Annotated in this window: 19 protein-coding genes and 1 tRNA gene; 5 read left to right on the forward strand and 15 right to left on the reverse strand. The window is 31.3% G+C overall.

Annotation, left to right across the window (positions count from 1 at the left end; all coding sequences use genetic code 11):
• Positions 1 to 385: 385 nt before the first annotated feature.
• The 15 genes from ACKTTC_RS06305 to ACKTTC_RS06375 all read right to left on the reverse strand — a co-directional run bounded on the left by ACKTTC_RS06305 (position 386) and on the right by ACKTTC_RS06375 (position 10,912).
• Positions 386 to 583: a hypothetical protein gene (locus ACKTTC_RS06305; protein ID WP_408038954.1), complete on the reverse strand. Its 198-nt coding sequence runs from the start codon at positions 581 to 583 to the stop codon at positions 386 to 388.
• 219 nt (positions 584 to 802) lie between these two features.
• Positions 803 to 1,000: a hypothetical protein gene (locus ACKTTC_RS06310; protein WP_408038955.1), complete on the reverse strand. Its 198-nt coding sequence runs from the start codon at positions 998 to 1,000 to the stop codon at positions 803 to 805.
• A gap of 87 nt (positions 1,001 to 1,087) precedes the next feature.
• On the reverse strand, positions 1,088 to 1,276 hold the full coding sequence (locus ACKTTC_RS06315; protein WP_408038956.1) for a hypothetical protein: 189 nt from the start codon (positions 1,274 to 1,276) through the stop codon (positions 1,088 to 1,090).
• A 406-nt stretch (positions 1,277 to 1,682) separates the two neighbouring features.
• Positions 1,683 to 1,916 (reverse strand): hypothetical protein, encoded by a 234-nt coding sequence (locus tag ACKTTC_RS06320; protein WP_408038957.1) that lies wholly within the window; start codon positions 1,914 to 1,916, stop codon positions 1,683 to 1,685.
• Between the two features lie 332 nt (positions 1,917 to 2,248).
• Positions 2,249 to 2,422: a hypothetical protein gene (locus tag ACKTTC_RS06325; RefSeq protein WP_408038958.1), complete on the reverse strand. Its 174-nt coding sequence runs from the start codon at positions 2,420 to 2,422 to the stop codon at positions 2,249 to 2,251.
• An 85-nt stretch (positions 2,423 to 2,507) separates the two neighbouring features.
• The gene (locus ACKTTC_RS06330; RefSeq protein ID WP_408038959.1) at positions 2,508 to 3,803 is read right to left on the reverse strand and encodes an HlyD family secretion protein; all 1,296 of its coding nucleotides are present in this window, start codon (positions 3,801 to 3,803) and stop codon (positions 2,508 to 2,510) included.
• 205 nt (positions 3,804 to 4,008) lie between these two features.
• On the reverse strand, positions 4,009 to 4,194 hold the full coding sequence (locus tag ACKTTC_RS06335) for a hypothetical protein (protein WP_408038960.1): 186 nt from the start codon (positions 4,192 to 4,194) through the stop codon (positions 4,009 to 4,011).
• A gap of 211 nt (positions 4,195 to 4,405) precedes the next feature.
• Entirely contained in the window at positions 4,406 to 4,609 is a 204-nt protein-coding gene (locus tag ACKTTC_RS06340; protein ID WP_408038961.1) for a hypothetical protein, read from the reverse strand.
• Positions 4,610 to 4,731: 122 nt separating this feature from the next.
• The gene (locus tag ACKTTC_RS06345) at positions 4,732 to 4,938 is read right to left on the reverse strand and encodes a hypothetical protein (RefSeq protein ID WP_408038962.1); all 207 of its coding nucleotides are present in this window, start codon (positions 4,936 to 4,938) and stop codon (positions 4,732 to 4,734) included.
• An 81-nt stretch (positions 4,939 to 5,019) separates the two neighbouring features.
• Positions 5,020 to 5,211, reverse strand: coding sequence for a hypothetical protein (locus tag ACKTTC_RS06350; RefSeq protein WP_408038963.1), 192 nt, complete (start codon positions 5,209 to 5,211; stop codon positions 5,020 to 5,022).
• A gap of 69 nt (positions 5,212 to 5,280) precedes the next feature.
• Positions 5,281 to 7,467, reverse strand: coding sequence for a peptidase domain-containing ABC transporter (locus ACKTTC_RS06355; protein ID WP_408038964.1), 2,187 nt, complete (start codon positions 7,465 to 7,467; stop codon positions 5,281 to 5,283).
• 111 nt (positions 7,468 to 7,578) lie between these two features.
• Complete coding sequence (locus ACKTTC_RS06360; protein WP_408038965.1) at positions 7,579 to 7,758, reverse strand: hypothetical protein; 180 nt, start codon at positions 7,756 to 7,758, stop codon at positions 7,579 to 7,581.
• A 122-nt stretch (positions 7,759 to 7,880) separates the two neighbouring features.
• On the reverse strand, positions 7,881 to 9,485 hold the full coding sequence (locus tag ACKTTC_RS06365; protein WP_408038966.1) for a vitamin K epoxide reductase family protein: 1,605 nt from the start codon (positions 9,483 to 9,485) through the stop codon (positions 7,881 to 7,883).
• A gap of 327 nt (positions 9,486 to 9,812) precedes the next feature.
• Positions 9,813 to 9,889 (reverse strand) — tRNA-Ile (locus ACKTTC_RS06370).
• Positions 9,890 to 9,940: 51 nt separating this feature from the next.
• Positions 9,941 to 10,912 (reverse strand): polyprenyl synthetase family protein, encoded by a 972-nt coding sequence (locus ACKTTC_RS06375; RefSeq protein WP_408038967.1) that lies wholly within the window; start codon positions 10,910 to 10,912, stop codon positions 9,941 to 9,943.
• A gap of 125 nt (positions 10,913 to 11,037) precedes the next feature.
• On the opposite strand from ACKTTC_RS06375, the gene ACKTTC_RS06380 reads away from it, so the two are divergent.
• From ACKTTC_RS06380 to ACKTTC_RS06400, 5 genes are all read left to right on the forward strand, one after another.
• Entirely contained in the window at positions 11,038 to 11,652 is a 615-nt protein-coding gene (locus ACKTTC_RS06380) for a TetR/AcrR family transcriptional regulator (RefSeq protein ID WP_408038968.1), read from the forward strand.
• Positions 11,652 to 13,058: a TolC family protein gene (locus ACKTTC_RS06385; RefSeq protein WP_408038969.1), complete on the forward strand. Its 1,407-nt coding sequence runs from the start codon at positions 11,652 to 11,654 to the stop codon at positions 13,056 to 13,058. Before ACKTTC_RS06380 ends, ACKTTC_RS06385 begins: the two co-directional genes overlap by 1 nt.
• 8 nt (positions 13,059 to 13,066) lie before the next feature.
• Positions 13,067 to 14,263 (forward strand): efflux RND transporter periplasmic adaptor subunit, encoded by a 1,197-nt coding sequence (locus ACKTTC_RS06390; RefSeq protein WP_408038970.1) that lies wholly within the window; start codon positions 13,067 to 13,069, stop codon positions 14,261 to 14,263.
• Between the two features lie 5 nt (positions 14,264 to 14,268).
• Positions 14,269 to 17,781 (forward strand): efflux RND transporter permease subunit, encoded by a 3,513-nt coding sequence (locus ACKTTC_RS06395; RefSeq protein ID WP_408038971.1) that lies wholly within the window; start codon positions 14,269 to 14,271, stop codon positions 17,779 to 17,781.
• A gap of 71 nt (positions 17,782 to 17,852) precedes the next feature.
• Complete coding sequence (locus ACKTTC_RS06400; protein WP_408038972.1) at positions 17,853 to 18,329, forward strand: regulatory protein RecX; 477 nt, start codon at positions 17,853 to 17,855, stop codon at positions 18,327 to 18,329.
• Positions 18,330 to 18,385 lie beyond the last annotated feature (56 nt).

Below are 18,385 nucleotides of genomic sequence, written 5' to 3' on the forward strand. Positions count from 1 at the left end.
CTGATTTAGTGTTCATATATTTCGGGGGTATATGAGCCACTAAATTAATACTTTTTTTAGAAATATGAGATTGAAAATGTATTTTGCGTTTTTCTATTGCGTTACGCAAACAAACGCAAGAAATTGCAAAGGATTGCATTCTCTAACCTAATTTTAGATTTAAAAACAGTTTAATTACATTTAATTTATATTTGTGTAAAAGTTTTTTCTAAAAAAACATAAAAAAACTCCACTTTTACCCGAATTCTTACCCTTTAAAACCTAAATACCTAAAAAGCAAACACATAAATAAGTGAAAAATCACCCATTTCGGGTGATTTTAAATAGTATAAAAGTTATTGAAATGAGGAGCGTAATGCTCCCCATATATATTGTTTTGGATAAATTAATAATTTACCCATCCACCACGCCCATCGCATTGACCAGGACAATGTGGTGGTCCGCATTTAATTCTACTTGTTGCCGTAGGGCATACTTCAGAACATAGTTTTACTTTAATTGGAACTAAGTTGATTCCTCCAACAATTTCTGTTTGCTCAGCTTTTTTTAAAGCTTTTCCTAAGTTTAAAATTGATTTTTTCATCTTTAGTGTGATTAAATTTGATAAAACCCTTGATCATTTTGAGACACTCAAGGTTTGTGTCTATTCTTCGCGAAGTTTTTAATATTATGTGGTTATGACCCCATTTTTAGTACTGTTTAGCTTTTAGTTATTTTGATTTAAATACAGGTTCTTTTATAGATTATAATATAAATAATAAAAGAACCTGTTTTTACTCAGCTTTTAAAAGCTTACTCTAGTTTAAGGCTCAATAGGAGGAATTCCTCCTAAACATACATGTGTTTGAACAGTTCCTAAACAGCAACCATTAGGTAGTGGGTAGCCACCACATGCAGTACATTCATTTGCTGGATATGTAGGGCAGTTAGCCCCACCATTAATTTGTTTTTGCTCAGCTCTGTTTAAAGCTTTTCCGAGGTTTGAAATTGATTTTTTCATTTTAATAAGATTTTAATTAAATGATTTCCTTGAACAATTATAGACACTCAAGGGTTATGTCTGTTTTTTGAAAAGTTTTATGATAGATTAAAAACCACAAGCTGCATGACTGGGTAAGACACATAGGTAATTACAACAAATGTGAAGAGGAACTCCACATTCAAGACCAAATTTACTTGTACAAACACCATAGTTATCATCATAGAAACTACCGTTAATATTTCTTTGCTCTGTTCTATTTAGAATTTTTCCTAAGTTTAAAATTGCTTTCTTCATAACATGATAGATGTTTAGTTAACATATAGGTTGAGTTCCATCATTACATATACTATTACAAGGAACTGAATAGGTTCCTCCAAAAGGAGAGAAACAAACACCCATAGAAGGAGTTCCTCCATCACTTCCACCGCCTAAACAAGGATGGAATTGAGGAACAATACATGGACATCCTATTGGGGCGATATCACATCCTCCAAATTCTCCATTAATTTTTTTTGTTCTGCTTTATTTAGAACTTTTCCTAAGTTTAAAATTGCTTTTTTCATTTTATAAAGGTTTAGGTTAATAATATTCTTGAAGATTTAAAGACATTCAAGAACTATGTCTAGTTTTTACATATAATGACAATTTTTATAAAATAACAAGCTCTTAAGAATTAATTCTTAAGAGCTTGTGTAAACGGTTAGTAATACCAAAAAGTACCGTCGTTATTACACGAAGCAGCATGTCCGTTAATAGTACATTTTCCTTCGTTTCCTACACAAGCTGGAGAATACCCATTTCCATTAATAGCAATATTACTTGGAGGTAGTGTTGCTGTTCCAAAGCAACTTTTTATAATAGAGAGTCCTCCATTAATTTGTTGTTGCGTTTTTTTGTTTAAGGTGTTACCTAACTTTAAGATTGACTTTTTCATATTAGAATGATTTAAATACATTAACCCCTTGAACATTTAACGACACTCAAGGTTTGTGTCTATTTTTCGCGAGATAAATAGTTGTTATATATAATGTTTAGATACATTTTTTTGATAAAGAACAGGTTGTTTCTGTATTAGAAATTGTATTAAATATTAGAAATAATAAATAGAGATTGCTGCAATACATACACGTATTTATTCATGGTGTATAAGAATGCATTGTGTTTGTTTAGATCACTTTGTGAAAAAAGAATTCACACAAAACGCTTATACAGTAAAATATGTACTGTTTCTAATTTAAAAATAAACTAATACCGAAGTTTTCGTTCTTAACAATAATTTGCTTGACATTCATCGAAACAAATACCTAATGCTATTCTGTCTTTTGAATTAGCTACACAAGAATCGTAGCATTGTATGCAAGTGTTAAGGTTACCTCCTACAATTTTTTGAAGTTTAGATTTATTAATTGTAGTTCCTAATCTTAAGATTGTTTTTTTCATGATTATAAAAGATTTAAATTAATTAAATCCTTGAGTATTTTGAGACATTCAAGGTTACTGTCTGTTCTTCGCGAGTGTATATTTATTATCTTATTACGTTCTTCAATTGATAGAAGAAACGTTCAATAAGTCTAAGGTCTTCAGTTATAATATCTGCAGTTCCCTGCATTTCTTGTCTAAATTCGATGTCTTTTCCATAAGTGGTTTTTAGTTTTTTAGGAAGTGCTACATCAATAAGATAGTTCCCTTCCTGATCTGGAATTAGTGAAATAGATTTGACAGATCCATTTAATTTTCCGAATTCATCAGGAGGATAGTTTAATAATTTAATATGGACTTTTTGCCCTACTTCTATTTTTCCTGAATTTGCAATTGGGGCTTTAATTTTCCCAATAAAAGATTCGCTTTTGCTAGGAATTATAGTGAAAATTAAATCACCATTCTTTACAGTTTGATTTTTACTCCAGTAAGATAAAAATGATAGCTTTCCATTAATAGATGAAATTAAAGCATACATTTTTTCCCAATCTTTTATTGCTTTCTCTAAAGATAAAAAAGATTGGATTGTTTTTTTTCTAAGTCGAATATCATTTTGCGTTTTCTTAATTGAAGTGCCTTCTAAGTTTTTAGCAGAGTTACTAATCAATTCACGTGTTTGAGAAATAGATGATTGAAGTGTTTGGTAAGCTCTTTCGGATTGCAAGAACTCAACTTCTTTTAATCCTTTTTCTTTAGCAGAAATAACACCTTGTTCAAACATTTTTCTACTACGGTCTAAATCTATCTGTTTATATTCAAGTTCTTTTTTACTTAGTTTTTGTTGAGTAAGTAAAATTTGTAATCTGCTTTTTGCTTCAATAACAGACATTTGATTTGCAAAAGATTCAGATTTAAAAGGGGTTAATTCTCTATTTAATTCGTACTCTGAATAATCATTTTCGAATTGGGCATAACTATTAGTTATATCCCCTAGCCTAAGAGGAGGTAATTTATCGATAGGAAATGAAAAAGGACGATCATAATTGGTGATTTCAATAGTGTCTACAATACTTTTTAGAAGCAATACATCTTTATAAGCAGCACTATTTTCAATTACGGCAAGTACTTGGCCTTTTTCAACAATCTCCCCTTCGTTAGCCAAAAACACTTCAAATTGCCCAGCAGATTTTGCATATATTTTCTCAGGTGGAATAGAGGTAGTTACCATAACTTGAGAAGATATAACGTCTGGATATTTTACAAACCAAGAAATGAATAATAACATAAGGATTAGTATGAAAATTAACGTATTTCCATAACGAATCATCCAGTTAGGAACTTTGCTAAGTATTTCCTGTACTTCTTCACTTCTGATTTCTATGTCTTGAGTATTCTGTGGCATTTAATTAAAAATAAAGAGAGGAGAGAGTTGTCTCCTCTCTGTGATTATTAATGTTTATTTTAAATCTCTATTCATTTTAAAGCAATATCTAAATTACGTAAACGATGTCAATATATCGAAACACTGTATAATAGATGTTCTTTGTTTTTTAGAATTGTTACTATGTTATGATAAGAAATTTGTGTTTTCATAGTTCTATTATTGATTAAGGTCCTGTTGGAGCTATCATACATGTGTATCCGCATCCAGAAACATAAATCCAAGGACTAATACAATCTACATCGGTTGTAGGGTATGGATAACAACCTGGTCTTGGAAAGCCACCGCCATTTATTTTTTGTTGGCTTTCTTTAGTTAAAAGACTACCTAAGTTTGCAATATTTTTTTTCATTATAAAAATGTTTTTTAATTATTTTGGTTAACAATTTCCTATACAAATATTAAATATACATGTATAGTTGCTAACAGAATTAACGGACAATTTATGTTGTCACAGCTAGGACAGTCACTATCCGTATTGTAAAAAGAAAACTCTGCTTTTGGAGTTGTTTCTTTTGATCTGTTTTATTTAATTTTTCCTAAGCTAATAAATTTACTCACGATTAAAAATCATCTATTCTATTAGAACAAATGTTATGAGGACAAGTATAATATGGGTCGTTTCCTAAAAATGGATATTGACTAATCCAAAAGCCTTGGGTTCTAGTACAACAAAATTGATAAAGTGTAGGGATATAGCCTCCACTTATAGATTGTTGTTGCTGTTTAGTTAAATTTTTTCCGAGGTTTAAAATTGATTTTTTCATTTTAATGAGGTTTAAATTGATTAAATCCTTGAACATTTAAAGACACTCAAGGCTTGTGTCTATTCTTCGCGAAAAATATTTTTAATACTGTTGTATACTGAGGTAATGATTAATGAAATGTGTTACATTAAAATATCAATATTGTCACAAACTAATTTGTAGGTACAAGGCCCAGTGCTAACCCAGTCACATCCTGGAGGTGGTGGAGCTAATACAGGTAATTCACATGGAAAAGGATCTATAGGACCAATTTTTTTTATACCTCCAAAAACGTTCTTTTGCGTTGCTTTAGTTAAGGGAATTCCTAGATTTAAAATTGATTTTTTCATTTTAATGAGATTTAAATTGATTAAGCTCTTGAATATTTAAAGACACTCAGAGTTTGTGTCTATGTTTCACAAGAAATATTATTAGTTCACTGGTTTGCCATCACAAACTAAGATGCACTTATTATTTATGAATTCGTAATCACAGCATCCTGTATTGGTTAGTTCATCACATATAAAATCTATAGTTGGGCAATTATTACCAAAACCTCCATTAATTTGTTGTTGGTCTATTTTGTTTAATTTTTTTCCTAGATTTAAAATTGCTTTTTTCATAATTTATATAATTTAATGATTGGTTATTTACATTTTTGAATATTAAAAGATTTAAAAATGTAGTTTTATTTAATTTCCTAGTTCTAATTGATTTTTGACTAGGTGATAGTAGCTTCCTTTTAATTTGATAAGCTCTTCGTGAGTACCTTTCTCTGCTACTTTTCCGTTGTCTAATACCACAATTTGATGAGCGTTTTTTACTGTACTTAACCTGTGTGCAATTACAACAGCAGTTTTGTCAGCAAAGAAAGTGTTTAATTTTTCCATAATTACTTTTTCATTGTTCGCATCTAAAGCAGAAGTAGCTTCGTCAAAGAATAAGAATTTTGGATTTTTATATACAGATCTCGCAATGAGCATACGTTGCTTCTGCCCAGTACTTAGTCCATTACCTTCGCTACCTATTTTGGTATTATATCCTAGAGGTAATCCTTCAATATAATCTCCAATATTAGCTACGTCTATGGCATGAACTAACTTGTCTTTATCTACATAATCTTCTCCAACAGCAATATTTTTAGCAATAGTGTCGTTAAAAATATATCCTTCTTGCATAACAACACCGCAGTTCTTACGCCATTCTTTTTGAGATACATTTTTAAAATTAAAGTTGCCTATTTTTATTTCTCCAGAGTCTACTTGATAAAACCCAAGGAGTAATTTCATAAGTGTTGTTTTTCCACTTCCACTAACGCCTACAATTGCAGTAGTTTTATTGGCAGGAATTTCTAGAGTTAAGTTTTTTATTACGGGGTCTAAACCTCCTGTATATCTAAAGGAAATATTGTTTAATTCGATAGCGTTATTTGTTGGTATATTCACTACTTTTTCATCATCTGGATTTTCTTCATCTTCCATATTGTGAATTTCTCCCAATCTGTCTAGGGAAATTTGAGCGTCTTGTAAATCTCTTAAGAAATTAATAAGCTGTGTAATAGGCCCGTTCAATTGTCCGACAATATAGCTAATGGCCATCATCATACCTAAGGTAATTTGTCCATCGATAACCAATTTTGCAGAAAGTATGGTAATAAACATGTTTTTAAGCTCATTAATAAAGTTAGAACCTACACTTTGTGTTTGTTCTAAAGCTAAGCTTTTAGTAGCGACTTTAAATAAACGTGCTTGTACGTATTCCCAGTTCCAACGCATTCTTCGCTCTGCATTATGCAGTTTAATTTCCTGCATTCCGTTAATTAACTCAATTACCTTACTTTGTTCTTGGCTTACTTCAGAAAATCGTTTGTAATCTAGTTCTTTACGTTTTTTGAAGAAGAATAATACCCAAGCAAAATAAAGAACACTTCCTAAGACAAATACACCAAAGATTTGTATGCTATAATACCCTAAAACTAAACTAAAGATAATTAGGTTAACAAAGGAGAATAATACTGTTAAGGAGGAGGTTGTCAGTATTCTTTCAATTCTTTTGTGGTCATTAATTCGTTGTAGCAAATCTCCTGTCATCCGAACGTCGAAATAGGAGATAGGAAGTTTCATTAATTTGATAAAGAAGTCTGAGATTAGAGAAATATTAATTCTGGTACTTAAATGAAGTAAAATCCAGCTTCGTATAATTTCCAGTGAGGCTTTTCCAATAAATAAAAACAGTTGTGCAAATAAGATGAGGTAGACAAAATGTAAATCCTGATTCTCAATTCCCACATCTACAATACTCTGAGTTAGGAAAGGCAATATTACTTGTAATACACTTCCTGCAAGTAATCCAATAATTAGTTGTATTACAAATTTTTTGTACTTAAACAAGTATTTAAAAATGAAAGAAAAACCAAATTTTTCATCCTCTTCAAACTCTTCTGAATAAAACTTTGGAGTTGGTTCTACTAGTAATGCAATTCCTTCCTCTGTATTTTCATCTGCATTATTTCCTATCCAGTGTTTGATAAACTCTTTTTTAGTGAAAGTGATCAATCCGTGAGCTGGGTCTGAAATATAAACAGTGTCTTTCTTTATCTTATAAACAACAACATAGTGGTTTTTATTCCAGTGTACAATACATGGAAGCGGTGCTTCAAGAAATTTATTATATGCTAGCTTAATTCCAAGCGATTTAAAACCAATAGATTCTATTGCTTCACTAAGACCTAATAAACTACTTCCTTCACGAGTAGTTTCACTAAGTTTTCGTAATTGCTGCGTGTTTATTGTTTTACCATAATGTTTGGCAATTATTTTAATACACGTTGGTCCGCAATCTTTAGCTTCTGTCTGTTTATAATGTGGAAATTTTCTCAAATTATAATGTATTTCTTTAATAATACTTTTTCTTAAGATTGAGTTTACTCAAATAATAAAAGAAAAGTATAGAGTTTTTAAATCTTTGCTTAGAAGTGTTATAGGTGGTTTTTATAAACATTTACAAAAAGCATCTCCTGATAATTCTAAAAAACAGCCTTGAAATTTAGGACATTCATGATTTCCTCTGCATGCTTTATTAGAGTCAACACATCTAAAATTGCCGCCATTAACTTGCAGTTGTTGTTTTTTAGTTAGACTTGTGCCTAAGCTTAAAATTGTTTTTTTCATAATTGAAATATTAAAACTACATTTGCGGCGAACATTTTAAGACACTCACCGAGTGTGTCTATTCTTCGCGAGAGAATATTGTTCAAAAAAAGCAAAGTCACGAAAGTGACTTTGCTTGTCTTTTATAATTCCGAATGTTGTGGGATATCTTTGCAATTTTCTTCTAAATCTTCAATAAAGAAAATTAAATCAGTTCTGTTGTACTCTTTAGGAAAAGATCGGCCATTTACTAGAATCTCTGGAGTAAAATTAATTCCGTTGTTATTACACCATGTCTTTTCGTCTGTTAGTACGGTTAAGTAGTTGTCAAAATTCTTGCTTTTGCCCCATTTGGCAAGCCAAGTATCGTAATCTACATCACCGTAAATTTCATGCATTGCTTTTAAGCAAGTTTCCTGACCTTCTTCATTATACAATTCTATCAATTTATTGGCTACAACTACTCCGTTAGAATCTGGATGATCTGTTGGAACATTGAATCTAGTAGTAACCTTTACAAGTTGATTATATTTTTCGAGGACTTCTTCAATAATTTTATGAACTGGTCTACAATGTCCACAAAATGGATTCGTAATAACAACCAATTCTAATGCAGCGTCTTTATTTCCTAAAACGATTTCTTTAGAAGCCTCTATTTTAGTAGCTAGCTTTGGAGATTTTTGTAAAAGAGTATTAAATAAATTAAAGTTTCTTTTAAACTTAACAAACTCAATTTTTTCTTTCTTTAGATCTACAACGTCTTTCACTAAAGGCTTTATATATCTCCAGCCAATATACACAGCTAAGAAACTTAAAACGGTAATTAAATAACTTTCAATATTGATAGTAATTAAACTTGCTATGCTTTCTGTGTTTAGAAAGGCAAAACCAGCTTGGAGCCATAAAACTCCTACAATTGTTAAACACAACGTACACCATGATTTTACAATTCTATACTGATAATAAATAGAATAAATAGTAATAGGCAGCGCTAAAAAACTAATAATGTATAATGGGTTAAAGCTGGTTGTTATGAAAGAAGCAACAGTTAATCCTGTAAAATAGATAATGCTTAAATCACTTAATTTATGACCTTTAATTAGTTCAGCACCTTTTGAGCTTAAAACAGCATCGCAATCTTTTTTATCGTTATTTCCAGAACAGAAAGCTTCACCAATAACTGTGCTTTCTCCTAATTCTTGTTTTAAGATACTATAACTTGCGATGACTCCAATAATAGATAGTATTAAATATGGGATATTAATACTCCCAATTTTTGGTGCCAAAAGCACTGCAGTTATAATAGCAGCAACAGTAAGAAGTGTAATGTTTGTTATTCCAGAGGAGTCTCTATTAGCTTGTTGGTGTTCTGGTTTTTCAACAGCCACTATAATTCCAGTAAACCGTTGTAAAAACTCAGACTCAGAAATTTTTTCATCTTTTTTTGCATTCGAAAAGATAGTGTAAGCAGGTTTGTTAGGAACCTTAGAGGCTGTAACTAGATCGGTGCCTTTATCTGTATTAACTTGGGCTATAAAAGTATCTGGTAATTGATGTAGAGTTTGTACATCAGTAGGAACTTCAGCAGCTATGTTTTCAATGTTAAAATGATCTAATACACCAGTGATTGCATGTAAACTAGGATAAGAAGGATGGCTTTGAATTTGAAAGGCAAGCTCTTTCTTATCATGGACAATTTTATTTTTTGACAGCAACCTCTGCACTATCATGAATAGTGGGTTTTTCATAGGAGGACGGGCTTTGATTTGATTGATTGTAATTAATCCAAATATATGTTTTTTTAAATTAAATTTAATGTTAAAGTTTATAAACTACACTAAATACAGTGTGAGCGTTAAGATTTTACAAGTTTTTAAATTTTAACATTAATCAGGGAACAACTATTATTAGTAACTTAAATAATAACTACTTTATTTTAAGAGAAATGAAGAATTTGCTATTTGCTTATTATTAAAGATTGCTAAGTGTTATTGTTTAATGAATAGATAATAGAAAAAAAGGTGAGAAATTAGAGCAAAAGAAAAGCCTTACATTTCTGTAAGGCTTGATTTTACTGGTGGTCCCACATGGGCTCGAACCATGGACCCCCTGATTATGAGTCAGGTGCTCTAACCAACTGAGCTATAGGACCAGCAAAATGGATTGCAAAAATAAAAACTTTTTTGAAACTACAATACTTTTTTTAAACTTTTCTGTACATCAAATTTTCTCCAAAGCTAATTAAGCTTTTTTTAGCTTCCTCAGAGATGTTTAAAGCGTTTAAAAAATCAAAAGATTTTGTAGTGTACTCTTGAATTAAATTCTGAGTTAACTCAGGAATATTATTACGTTCAAATATTTTAGTAACCTCTAGTACCTTTTCAGTGTTTTCCTCTAATTTTTGATTGTAGAAAAACTGTAATTTCTCTTTGTCTTCTGAAGTAGCAGAAGCAAGAGATTGTAAATAAAGGAATGTCTTTTTATTTTCTATAATATCACCTCCAATTTGTTTACCAAACGTTTCTGGGTTTCCAAAAGTGTCTAAGTAATCATCTTGTAACTGAAAAGCAATTCCTAAATTAAGTCCAAAATCGTATAAGAGATCAGCTTGAGATTCTTCAACTTCAGCAACAATAGCTCCCATTTTTAACGCAGCACCTACAAGAACAGATGTCTTAAGAGTAATCATATGAATGTACTCGTTTATGGTAACATCATTTCTAGTTTCAAAATCAACATCTAGTTGTTGACCATCACAAACTTCTAAAGCGGTTTTACTAAAAAGCTTTGCAAGCTTCTGAAAAACCTCTGGTTTGTAGTTTTCAAAATATTGATACGCTAAAATTAACATGGCATCTCCAGAAAGAATTCCAGTATTTATGTCCCATTTTTCATGAACAGTTTCCTTTCCTCTTCTCAAAGGAGCATCATCCATAATGTCGTCATGTACCAATGTGAAATTATGAAAAGTTTCTACTGCCATGGCTGCAGGAAGAGCTTTGGTGTATTCAGAAGAAAAAATATCGCATGCAATTAAGGTAAGAATTGGTCGCAACCTTTTTCCTCCTAATTGTAATATATAATCTATGGGTTCGTACAAGTTTTTAGGTTCCCTCTTAAAATCTTGGTCTTGTAAATACGATAAAAATGATTGTTGATATTTAGATAAATCCAAAATGTAATTTTTGTGTAAAAATAAATGAAATCTAACTATTAAATACCTTCAATGTTAAAAAATCATTAAAACTCAGGAAACTTTTTTTGTTTCTAAAGTTTCCGTGTGTATCTTTGCCCAGAATTATGAGAGATAAGATATTAGCGAAATCGGGTAAGATGTTTTTAACTCTTGGTTTTAAGAGTGTTACAATGGATGATATTGCCAGGGAACTTGGAATATCTAAAAAAACATTATATAAGTACTTTTCAAATAAAGCTTCATTGGTTGATGCTTGTACAGACACTGTACATAATGAAATTGAAGACTCTATTATATCTATAAAAAATAAAAATTATAACGCAATAGAGGAAGAATTTGCAATTAAGGCAACTTTTAATGAGATGTTTAAAAATGCAAAGGACTCTCCAATGTATCAAATGAAAAAATATTATCCTGAAACCTATAATAGGTTGATGGATAGAGAAGCATGCATGTTTGAGGAATGTAATTGCGATAATTTAGAGAAAGGTATTCAACAAGGTTTGTATAGAAAAGATATTGATATTAAGTTAATCATGAACTTCTATTTTACATTGATATTTGGTCTTTTTGATAGTGAGTTGTTTTCAAAAGACATGAAGGAATTATTGGAAGTAGAATATGAGGTTTTAGAATATCATATACGAGCAATAGCTACAGAAAAAGGATTAAAAGAGCTAGAAAAACAATTAAACATAATTAATCAAAACAAGCAATAATGAGGAAATACATTTTCAGTGTATTTGTATTCTTTTCTATGGGCATTCCACAAGCTCAGGAAAAAGTATTGCAATTATCAATGCAAGATGCCATTGATTATGCAATTAAAAATAACTACGATAACAAAGTTGCAGCTAAAAATATAGAGGCAGCTAAGGAAAGAAAGTGGGAAACAACTACCATTGGTTTACCGCAGATTAATGGTAAGGTAGATTATCAATACTGGTTAAAGCAGCAAATTTCATTATTACCTGCAGCAGCTTTTGATAATAGAGCTTCGGTAATTCAAACAGTAGAGGATTTCTTTGGATTAACACCTAATGGATCGCCAACTCCACCAGACGGATTTATTCCATTAGCTTTTGGAACTAAACAAAGTGTAAATGCATCGGTTACCTTAAATCAGTTAATCTTTGATGGTTCTTATTTAGTAGGGTTACAATCAGCAAAAACATATTTGAAAATTTCTGAGCAAGCGAAAGAAAAGACAGAATTAGCAACTAGACAAGCTGTTGTAAATGCCTATGGAAATGTACTTGTAGCTGAAAAATCTTTAGAAATCCTTGAGAAGAATAAAGAAGTATTGTCGAAAAATTTAAGCGAAACACAAAAGATTTTTGAAAACGGATTAACAGAAGAAGAAAATGTAGAGCAACTGCAAATTACATTAGGGAATCTAGAGAATAACATTAACAATACAAAAAGGTTAAAAGATATCGCTTACCAAATGTTAAACTTAGCATTAGGTACAGATATTAATAAGAAACTTGAATTGTCTGATACTTTAGAGGGCTTAGTGCTTCAAAATACAGATTTACAATTGTTGTCTGAAGCGTTTGATTTGGAAAATCATATAGATTATAGGATAGCATCAAATAACAAAAGAGCGCAAGAGCTTTTAGTTAAATTAGAAAAAAGTAAAGCATTACCTTCACTTTCTGCATTCATTAATTATGGGGCAAATGCAAACTCAGATAGTTTTACATTTTTCGATAGTGAGCAACAATGGTTTGATTACTCACTTTTGGGAGTGTCGTTAAACGTACCTATTTTCAGTAGTTTTGGAAGAAAGGCGAAAACAGCCCAAGCTAAAATTGAATTAGAAAACTCAGAAATTAGATTAAGAGAAACCACACAAAAACTGAATTTACAAACACAAAGGGCAAAGAGTGAATACCAGTTAAGTATAGAAAACTATGAAACTGCTACAAAGAATTTAAAATTAGCAGAAAGAATAGAAAAGAAGCAGCGTGTGAAGTTTTTTGAAGGACTTTCTTCAAGTTTTGATCTATCTCAAGCACAAAACCAACTTTATACGCAACAGAACGGTTACGTACAATCAATGTTAAACGTAATCGCGAAAAAAGCACAATTAGAAACAGCATTAAACATACCAATAAAATAATCAACTCGATGAGAAAGATATTCATAGTAACGGTAACTTCAGTTCTTTTGTTTTCTTGTGGAAATAAAGAACAATCTACAGAAGCAGTTTTAGCTTCTAATGATTTAGCTGCATTAAGAGCTAAAAAAGATGAGTTAAGTACAAAGAACCAAGCAATTTCAGAGGAAATAAAAGCTTTAGATAAGGCAATTGCGAAGTTAGATACTAATAAAAAAGTGCCTTTAATTACTACAATTGAGGCGAAAAGACAAAAGTTTATACATTATTTAGAATTACAAGGAAGTGTGCAAACTAAAAAGAATGTATTAGTATATCCTGAAGTTCCAGGGCAATTAATAAAAGTATACGTTAAAGAAGGGCAAAAAGTAGGGAAAGGCCAGGCTTTAGCACTTATAGACGATGCAGGGATGTCTAATCAATTAGCACAATTAGAAGCAAGTGCTGCATTAGCTAAAACAACTTACGAGCGTCAAAAAAGATTATGGGATCAAAAAATAGGTTCTGAAATTCAATTTTTGCAAGCGAAAACAAATTATGAAACACAAAAGAACGCGGTAGATAATTTACGTAAAGGGATTGCTAAATATACAATTAGAGCACCTTTTACTGGGATTGTAGATGATGTAATTAAAGAACAAGGTACAGTAGTAGCACCAGGACCAGGAGCTGAAGTTTTTAGAATTGTAAACTTAGGTGATATGTATATTGAAACAGAGGTGCCAGAAAGTTACATTAGCTCTATAAAGAAAGGGAAGCAAGTAGAAGTTGATTTTCCAATTTTAGGAAAAACATTAGAATCTAAAGTGCGTCAGGCAGGAAACTTTATCAATCCAGCAAACAGAACTTTTAAAGTAGAAGTTGGAGTTCCTAATAAAGATAGAAGTATCAAGCCTAATTTAACTGCAAAACTTAAAATCAACGATTATACAAATCCAGATGCAATCTTAATACCGCAAAGTATTATTTCTGAAAATGCTAAAGGAGAGCAATATGTATATATTGTTGAAGATAAAGACAAAAAAGATATAGCAAAACAAATCATTATTACAACTGGTAAAACTCAAGGAGATGAAGTTGAAGTGTTAACAGGTTTAAAGAACGGGATGAAAATTGTAGATGAAGGAGCAAGAAGTGTTAACAACGGACAACAAGTAGAAATTTTAGAAGCACCATCAACTAAGTTGAGTTCAACAGCTAAAAAATAAGGTAGATGAACGAGCAAAAGAAAAAAATAGATAAAGAGTTCGGCTTATCCTCTTGGGCAATTAATAATAAGACGACCATTTATGTAATGATGGTGATTATTTTATATGCTGGAATTTCTGCATTTTTAAAAATGCCGCGTGAGAACTTTCCAGAAATAAAAGACACTAAGATTTATGTAAGTTCTGTCTTCCCAGGAAATACAGCCGAGGATGTAGAAAAGTTAATTACCAATCCGTTAGAAGATAAACTGAAAACGGTAAGTAATATGACAAAAATAACATCAACATCACAAGAAGATGTTTCAATGATTGTTATTGAGTTTGATGAGAATATTACGATAGAAGAAGCCAAGCAAAAGGTTAAAGATGAAATCGACGAAGAGGTTTCGGGTGAAGATTGGCCAACCTTTAACGGAGCAAAAGTAGAGCCTAATGTATTTGAATTAAATATTTCTGAAGAAACACCAATTTTAAATATTAATATTTCTGGAGATTATACGGTAGATAAACTGAAAGATTTTGCAGAATATTTACAAGATGAAATTGAGGATTTACCAGAAATTAAGAAAGCTGATATTCGTGGTGCTGAGGATAAAGAGGTTGAAGTAGCTGTAGATATCTATAAAATGATGGCGGCTAAAGTTAGTTTTAACGATGTTATTCAATCTATTCAAGGAGGAAATGTTACGATGTCTGCTGGTAATATTATTGCAAGTGGTCAACGTCGTACATTACGAGTTTTAGGAGAAGTAGATAATCCTCAAGATTTAAAAGATTTTGTTGTTAAAGTTGAGCGAGGTAATCCTGTGTATTTAAAAGATATTGCTACAATTACTTTTAAAGATAAAGATAAAACTACGTATGCTCGTGAGTTTGGAGAACCTGTGGTTATGCTTGATGTTAAAAAGCGTACAGGTAAGAACATGGTAGCGGCAGCAGAGAAGATTCAAGAACTTGTAGAGGAGGCGAAAGAAAATGTATTTCCTACGAATTTAAAAGTTACCATTGCAAATGATCAGTCTTCAAAAACAATTGGTCAGGTAGATGATTTAGTAAACAACATTATTTTCGGAGTAATATTAGTAGTTACTGTTTTAATGTTCTTCTTAGGGTTTAAAAATGCCTTATTCGTAGGTTTTGCCATTCCAATGTCTATGTTCATGTCGTTAATGATATTGAATGCTATGGGATATACAATGAATACCATGATCCTTTTTGGATTGATTATGGGGCTTGGTATGCTTGTAGATAATGGTATTGTGGTTGTAGAAAACGTCTATCGTTTAATGGATGAAGAAGGAATGTCTCGATTAGAAGCAGCTAAGAAAGGAATTGGTGAAATTGCTTTCCCAATTATCATTTCAACAGCAACTACTGTAGCGGCCTTTATTCCATTAGGAATGTGGCCAGGAGTTATGGGACAGTTTATGATTTATTTCCCTGTAACTTTATCTGTGGTGTTAGGATCATCATTATTTGTGGCAATTTTCTTTAACTCAGTAATGGTATCTCAATTTATGAGTACAGAGGATAAGAATATGCCAATGAAAAGATTAATACGAATGACTGTAATTTTAGGAGTTCTAGGAATCTTAGTCATTATTTTTGGAGGTTCTATAAGACCTTTAGGAACTTTAATGGTATTTGCAGCTGTAAACTTCTGGATTTATCGTTATGTGTTACGTCCATTAGCAAATGGTTTCCAAAATAGAGTATTACCACGTTGGGAGCGTTTTTATGAACGAATGATTCGTGCTTCCTTAAAAGGATGGAGACCATATGTAATTAGTATTACAACTGTTTTCCTATTGATATTTGCGTTTATGGGATTTGGAGGGTCTGTAGCAAGTCAACGTACTAAAGTTGAATTCTTTCCAGATAATACTCCAAACCAGATTGTTGTATATGTAGAGTATCCTCAAGGAACAGATATTGAAAAAACGAATGCTATCATGAAAAACTTAGAGGCGAGAGTAACTAAGGTTTTAAATGAAGAGTCGTATACAGATGGAGATTATAACTTTTTAGTTGAAAGTTCAATTGCACAAGTTGGAGCAGGTTCAGGAAACCCACAAACAGATGGAGGTTCTGTAGCTGAAATGCCACATAGAGGTAAAATTGTAGCTTCTATGAGAGAGTATAAATACCGTAGAGGAGCAGATAGTAAAGAGCTTAAAAAGAAAGTAACAGAAGCGTTAGAAGGGATTTATCCAGGATTGTCTATTTCTGTAGAAAAAGATCCTGTAGGTCCACCAGCTGGTTATCCTATTAATATCGAACTTGAAGGTAAGGATTATGAGGAGTTAATTGTAACTGCTGAAAAAATGCGTGACTTCATCAATACTAAATCAATTCCTGGAATTGCTGAATTGAAGGTAGATGTAAATAAATCTAAACCTACTATGTTAATTGATGTAGATCGTGAGAAAGCTGGTGAATTAGGAGTAAGTGCATCCCAAGTAGGACAACAGTTACGTAACTCTATATTTGGAGCAAAAGCAGGTGTATATAAAGAAGATGGAGAGGATTATGATATCTATGTGCGTTTTGAAAAAGATGAGCGATACAACACCAACGCTATCTTTAATCAAGCAATTACTTTTAGAGATATGGCTACAGGGCAGGTAAAGGCAATACCAGTTTCTACTGTAGCAAGAAAGAGAAATACGTCAGGGTTTAGTGCAATTAAACATAAAAATGTAAAAAGAGTAGTTACGGTGTATTCTGCTTTAGCACCAGGTTATACAGATGCAGGTGCTATTGTAAGTAAGATTCAAAATGAAATGAAGTCTTTTACAGGTTTACCTAAAGGTGTGAAAATAGATTATACAGGGCAAATTGAAGAGCAAAATAAGCAAATGGCATTCCTAATGGGAGCATTCTTCTCAGGGTTAGGACTTATTTTCTTGATTTTAATTTTCCAGTTCAATTCTATTTCGAAACCAGCGATCATTATGTTAGCGATTTTCTTAAGTTTAATTGGAGTATTTGGGGGAATTGTAATGTCTGGTGCACCGTTTGTTATTATGATGACAATGATGGGGATTATCTCGCTGGCCGGAGTCGTGGTAAATAATGGAGTAGTACTATTAGATTATACACAATTGTTAATAGATCGTAAGAAAGCAAAACTAGATTTAGGAGAAGATGATTTTGTAGATATAAACTCTCTTAATGAAGCAATTATTAATGGAGGAAAAGCACGTTTGCGTCCTGTATTATTAACAGCAATTACAACAATCTTAGGATTGGTTCCGTTAGCTTGGGGTATCAATATTAACTTTTTTACCTTAGTAAGTGAGTTGAATCCACATATATATATTGGGGGAGATAACGTAATTTTCTGGGGACCTTTAGCTAAAACAGTTATTTATGGATTATTAATTGCTACATTCTTAACATTAATTGTAGTACCTATTTTATTCTATTTGGTAACTAAGTTCAAGATGTGGATAAAAGGAGTTAATCATAAAGAAGAAGAGGTTTTAATAGATGAAATAGCTGAAATTGGAAGCTAATCGTTAAGACAAAATATAAATTAATATTAAAAGAGTCAAAAGTTATACTTTTGACTCTTTTATATTTTAGTATGAAAATGAAGAAAGCTGTTTTTTCTATAGAAGAAATAAAAAGGAAATTAGAAAGATACTGTGTGTATCAGGATAGGTGTCATAAAGAAGTTGAGCAAAAACTTAATGAATATAATTTAATTCCAGAAGCAAGAGATATGATTCTATTGCATTTATTACAAGAAAACTTTTTAAATGAAGAGCGTTTTGCTAAAAGTTTTGCAAGAGGTAAGTTTAAGATTAAAAAATGGGGAAGACATAGAATTGTTAGGGAGTTAAAAATTAGAGATATATCTGAATACAATGTAAAGAAAGGACTAGAAGAAATAGATGCAGATGAGTATATGGAAGTGTTATATACAATTACTGAAAAGAAATATAATTCATTTACTAAAGAAAGAGAACTTGAGAAAAAGAGAAAATTATATAGTTATTTGAATTATAGGGGGTATGAAACTAATTTAATTTATCAGGTGATTAATGATCTTTTTGAGTAAATGAAAAATAATGATAAAATGAAAAAGCTCTTGCATTTATTTGCAAGAGCTTTTTT

The sequence above is a fragment of the Tenacibaculum amylolyticum genome (assembly GCF_964511145.1).
Classification (GTDB): domain Bacteria; phylum Bacteroidota; class Bacteroidia; order Flavobacteriales; family Flavobacteriaceae; genus Polaribacter; species Polaribacter amylolyticum.

Coding starts and splice junctions, on each gene's coding strand:
- ACKTTC_RS06305 (WP_408038954.1), bottom strand. CDS start 583: ATGAAAAAATCAATTTTAAACTTAGGAAAAGCTTTAAAAAAAGCTGAG.
- ACKTTC_RS06310 (WP_408038955.1), bottom strand. CDS start 1,000: ATGAAAAAATCAATTTCAAACCTCGGAAAAGCTTTAAACAGAGCTGAG.
- ACKTTC_RS06315 (WP_408038956.1), bottom strand. CDS start 1,276: ATGAAGAAAGCAATTTTAAACTTAGGAAAAATTCTAAATAGAACAGAG.
- ACKTTC_RS06320 (WP_408038957.1), bottom strand. CDS start 1,916: ATGAAAAAGTCAATCTTAAAGTTAGGTAACACCTTAAACAAAAAAACG.
- ACKTTC_RS06325 (WP_408038958.1), bottom strand. CDS start 2,422: ATGAAAAAAACAATCTTAAGATTAGGAACTACAATTAATAAATCTAAA.
- ACKTTC_RS06330 (WP_408038959.1), bottom strand. CDS start 3,803: ATGCCACAGAATACTCAAGACATAGAAATCAGAAGTGAAGAAGTACAG.
- ACKTTC_RS06335 (WP_408038960.1), bottom strand. CDS start 4,194: ATGAAAAAAAATATTGCAAACTTAGGTAGTCTTTTAACTAAAGAAAGC.
- ACKTTC_RS06340 (WP_408038961.1), bottom strand. CDS start 4,609: ATGAAAAAATCAATTTTAAACCTCGGAAAAAATTTAACTAAACAGCAA.
- ACKTTC_RS06345 (WP_408038962.1), bottom strand. CDS start 4,938: ATGAAAAAATCAATTTTAAATCTAGGAATTCCCTTAACTAAAGCAACG.
- ACKTTC_RS06350 (WP_408038963.1), bottom strand. CDS start 5,211: ATGAAAAAAGCAATTTTAAATCTAGGAAAAAAATTAAACAAAATAGAC.
- ACKTTC_RS06360 (WP_408038965.1), bottom strand. CDS start 7,758: ATGAAAAAAACAATTTTAAGCTTAGGCACAAGTCTAACTAAAAAACAA.
- ACKTTC_RS06365 (WP_408038966.1), bottom strand. CDS start 9,485: ATGAAAAACCCACTATTCATGATAGTGCAGAGGTTGCTGTCAAAAAAT.
- ACKTTC_RS06380 (WP_408038968.1), top strand. CDS start 11,038: ATGAGAGATAAGATATTAGCGAAATCGGGTAAGATGTTTTTAACTCTT.
- ACKTTC_RS06385 (WP_408038969.1), top strand. CDS start 11,652: ATGAGGAAATACATTTTCAGTGTATTTGTATTCTTTTCTATGGGCATT.
- ACKTTC_RS06390 (WP_408038970.1), top strand. CDS start 13,067: ATGAGAAAGATATTCATAGTAACGGTAACTTCAGTTCTTTTGTTTTCT.
- ACKTTC_RS06395 (WP_408038971.1), top strand. CDS start 14,269: ATGAACGAGCAAAAGAAAAAAATAGATAAAGAGTTCGGCTTATCCTCT.
- ACKTTC_RS06400 (WP_408038972.1), top strand. CDS start 17,853: ATGAAAATGAAGAAAGCTGTTTTTTCTATAGAAGAAATAAAAAGGAAA.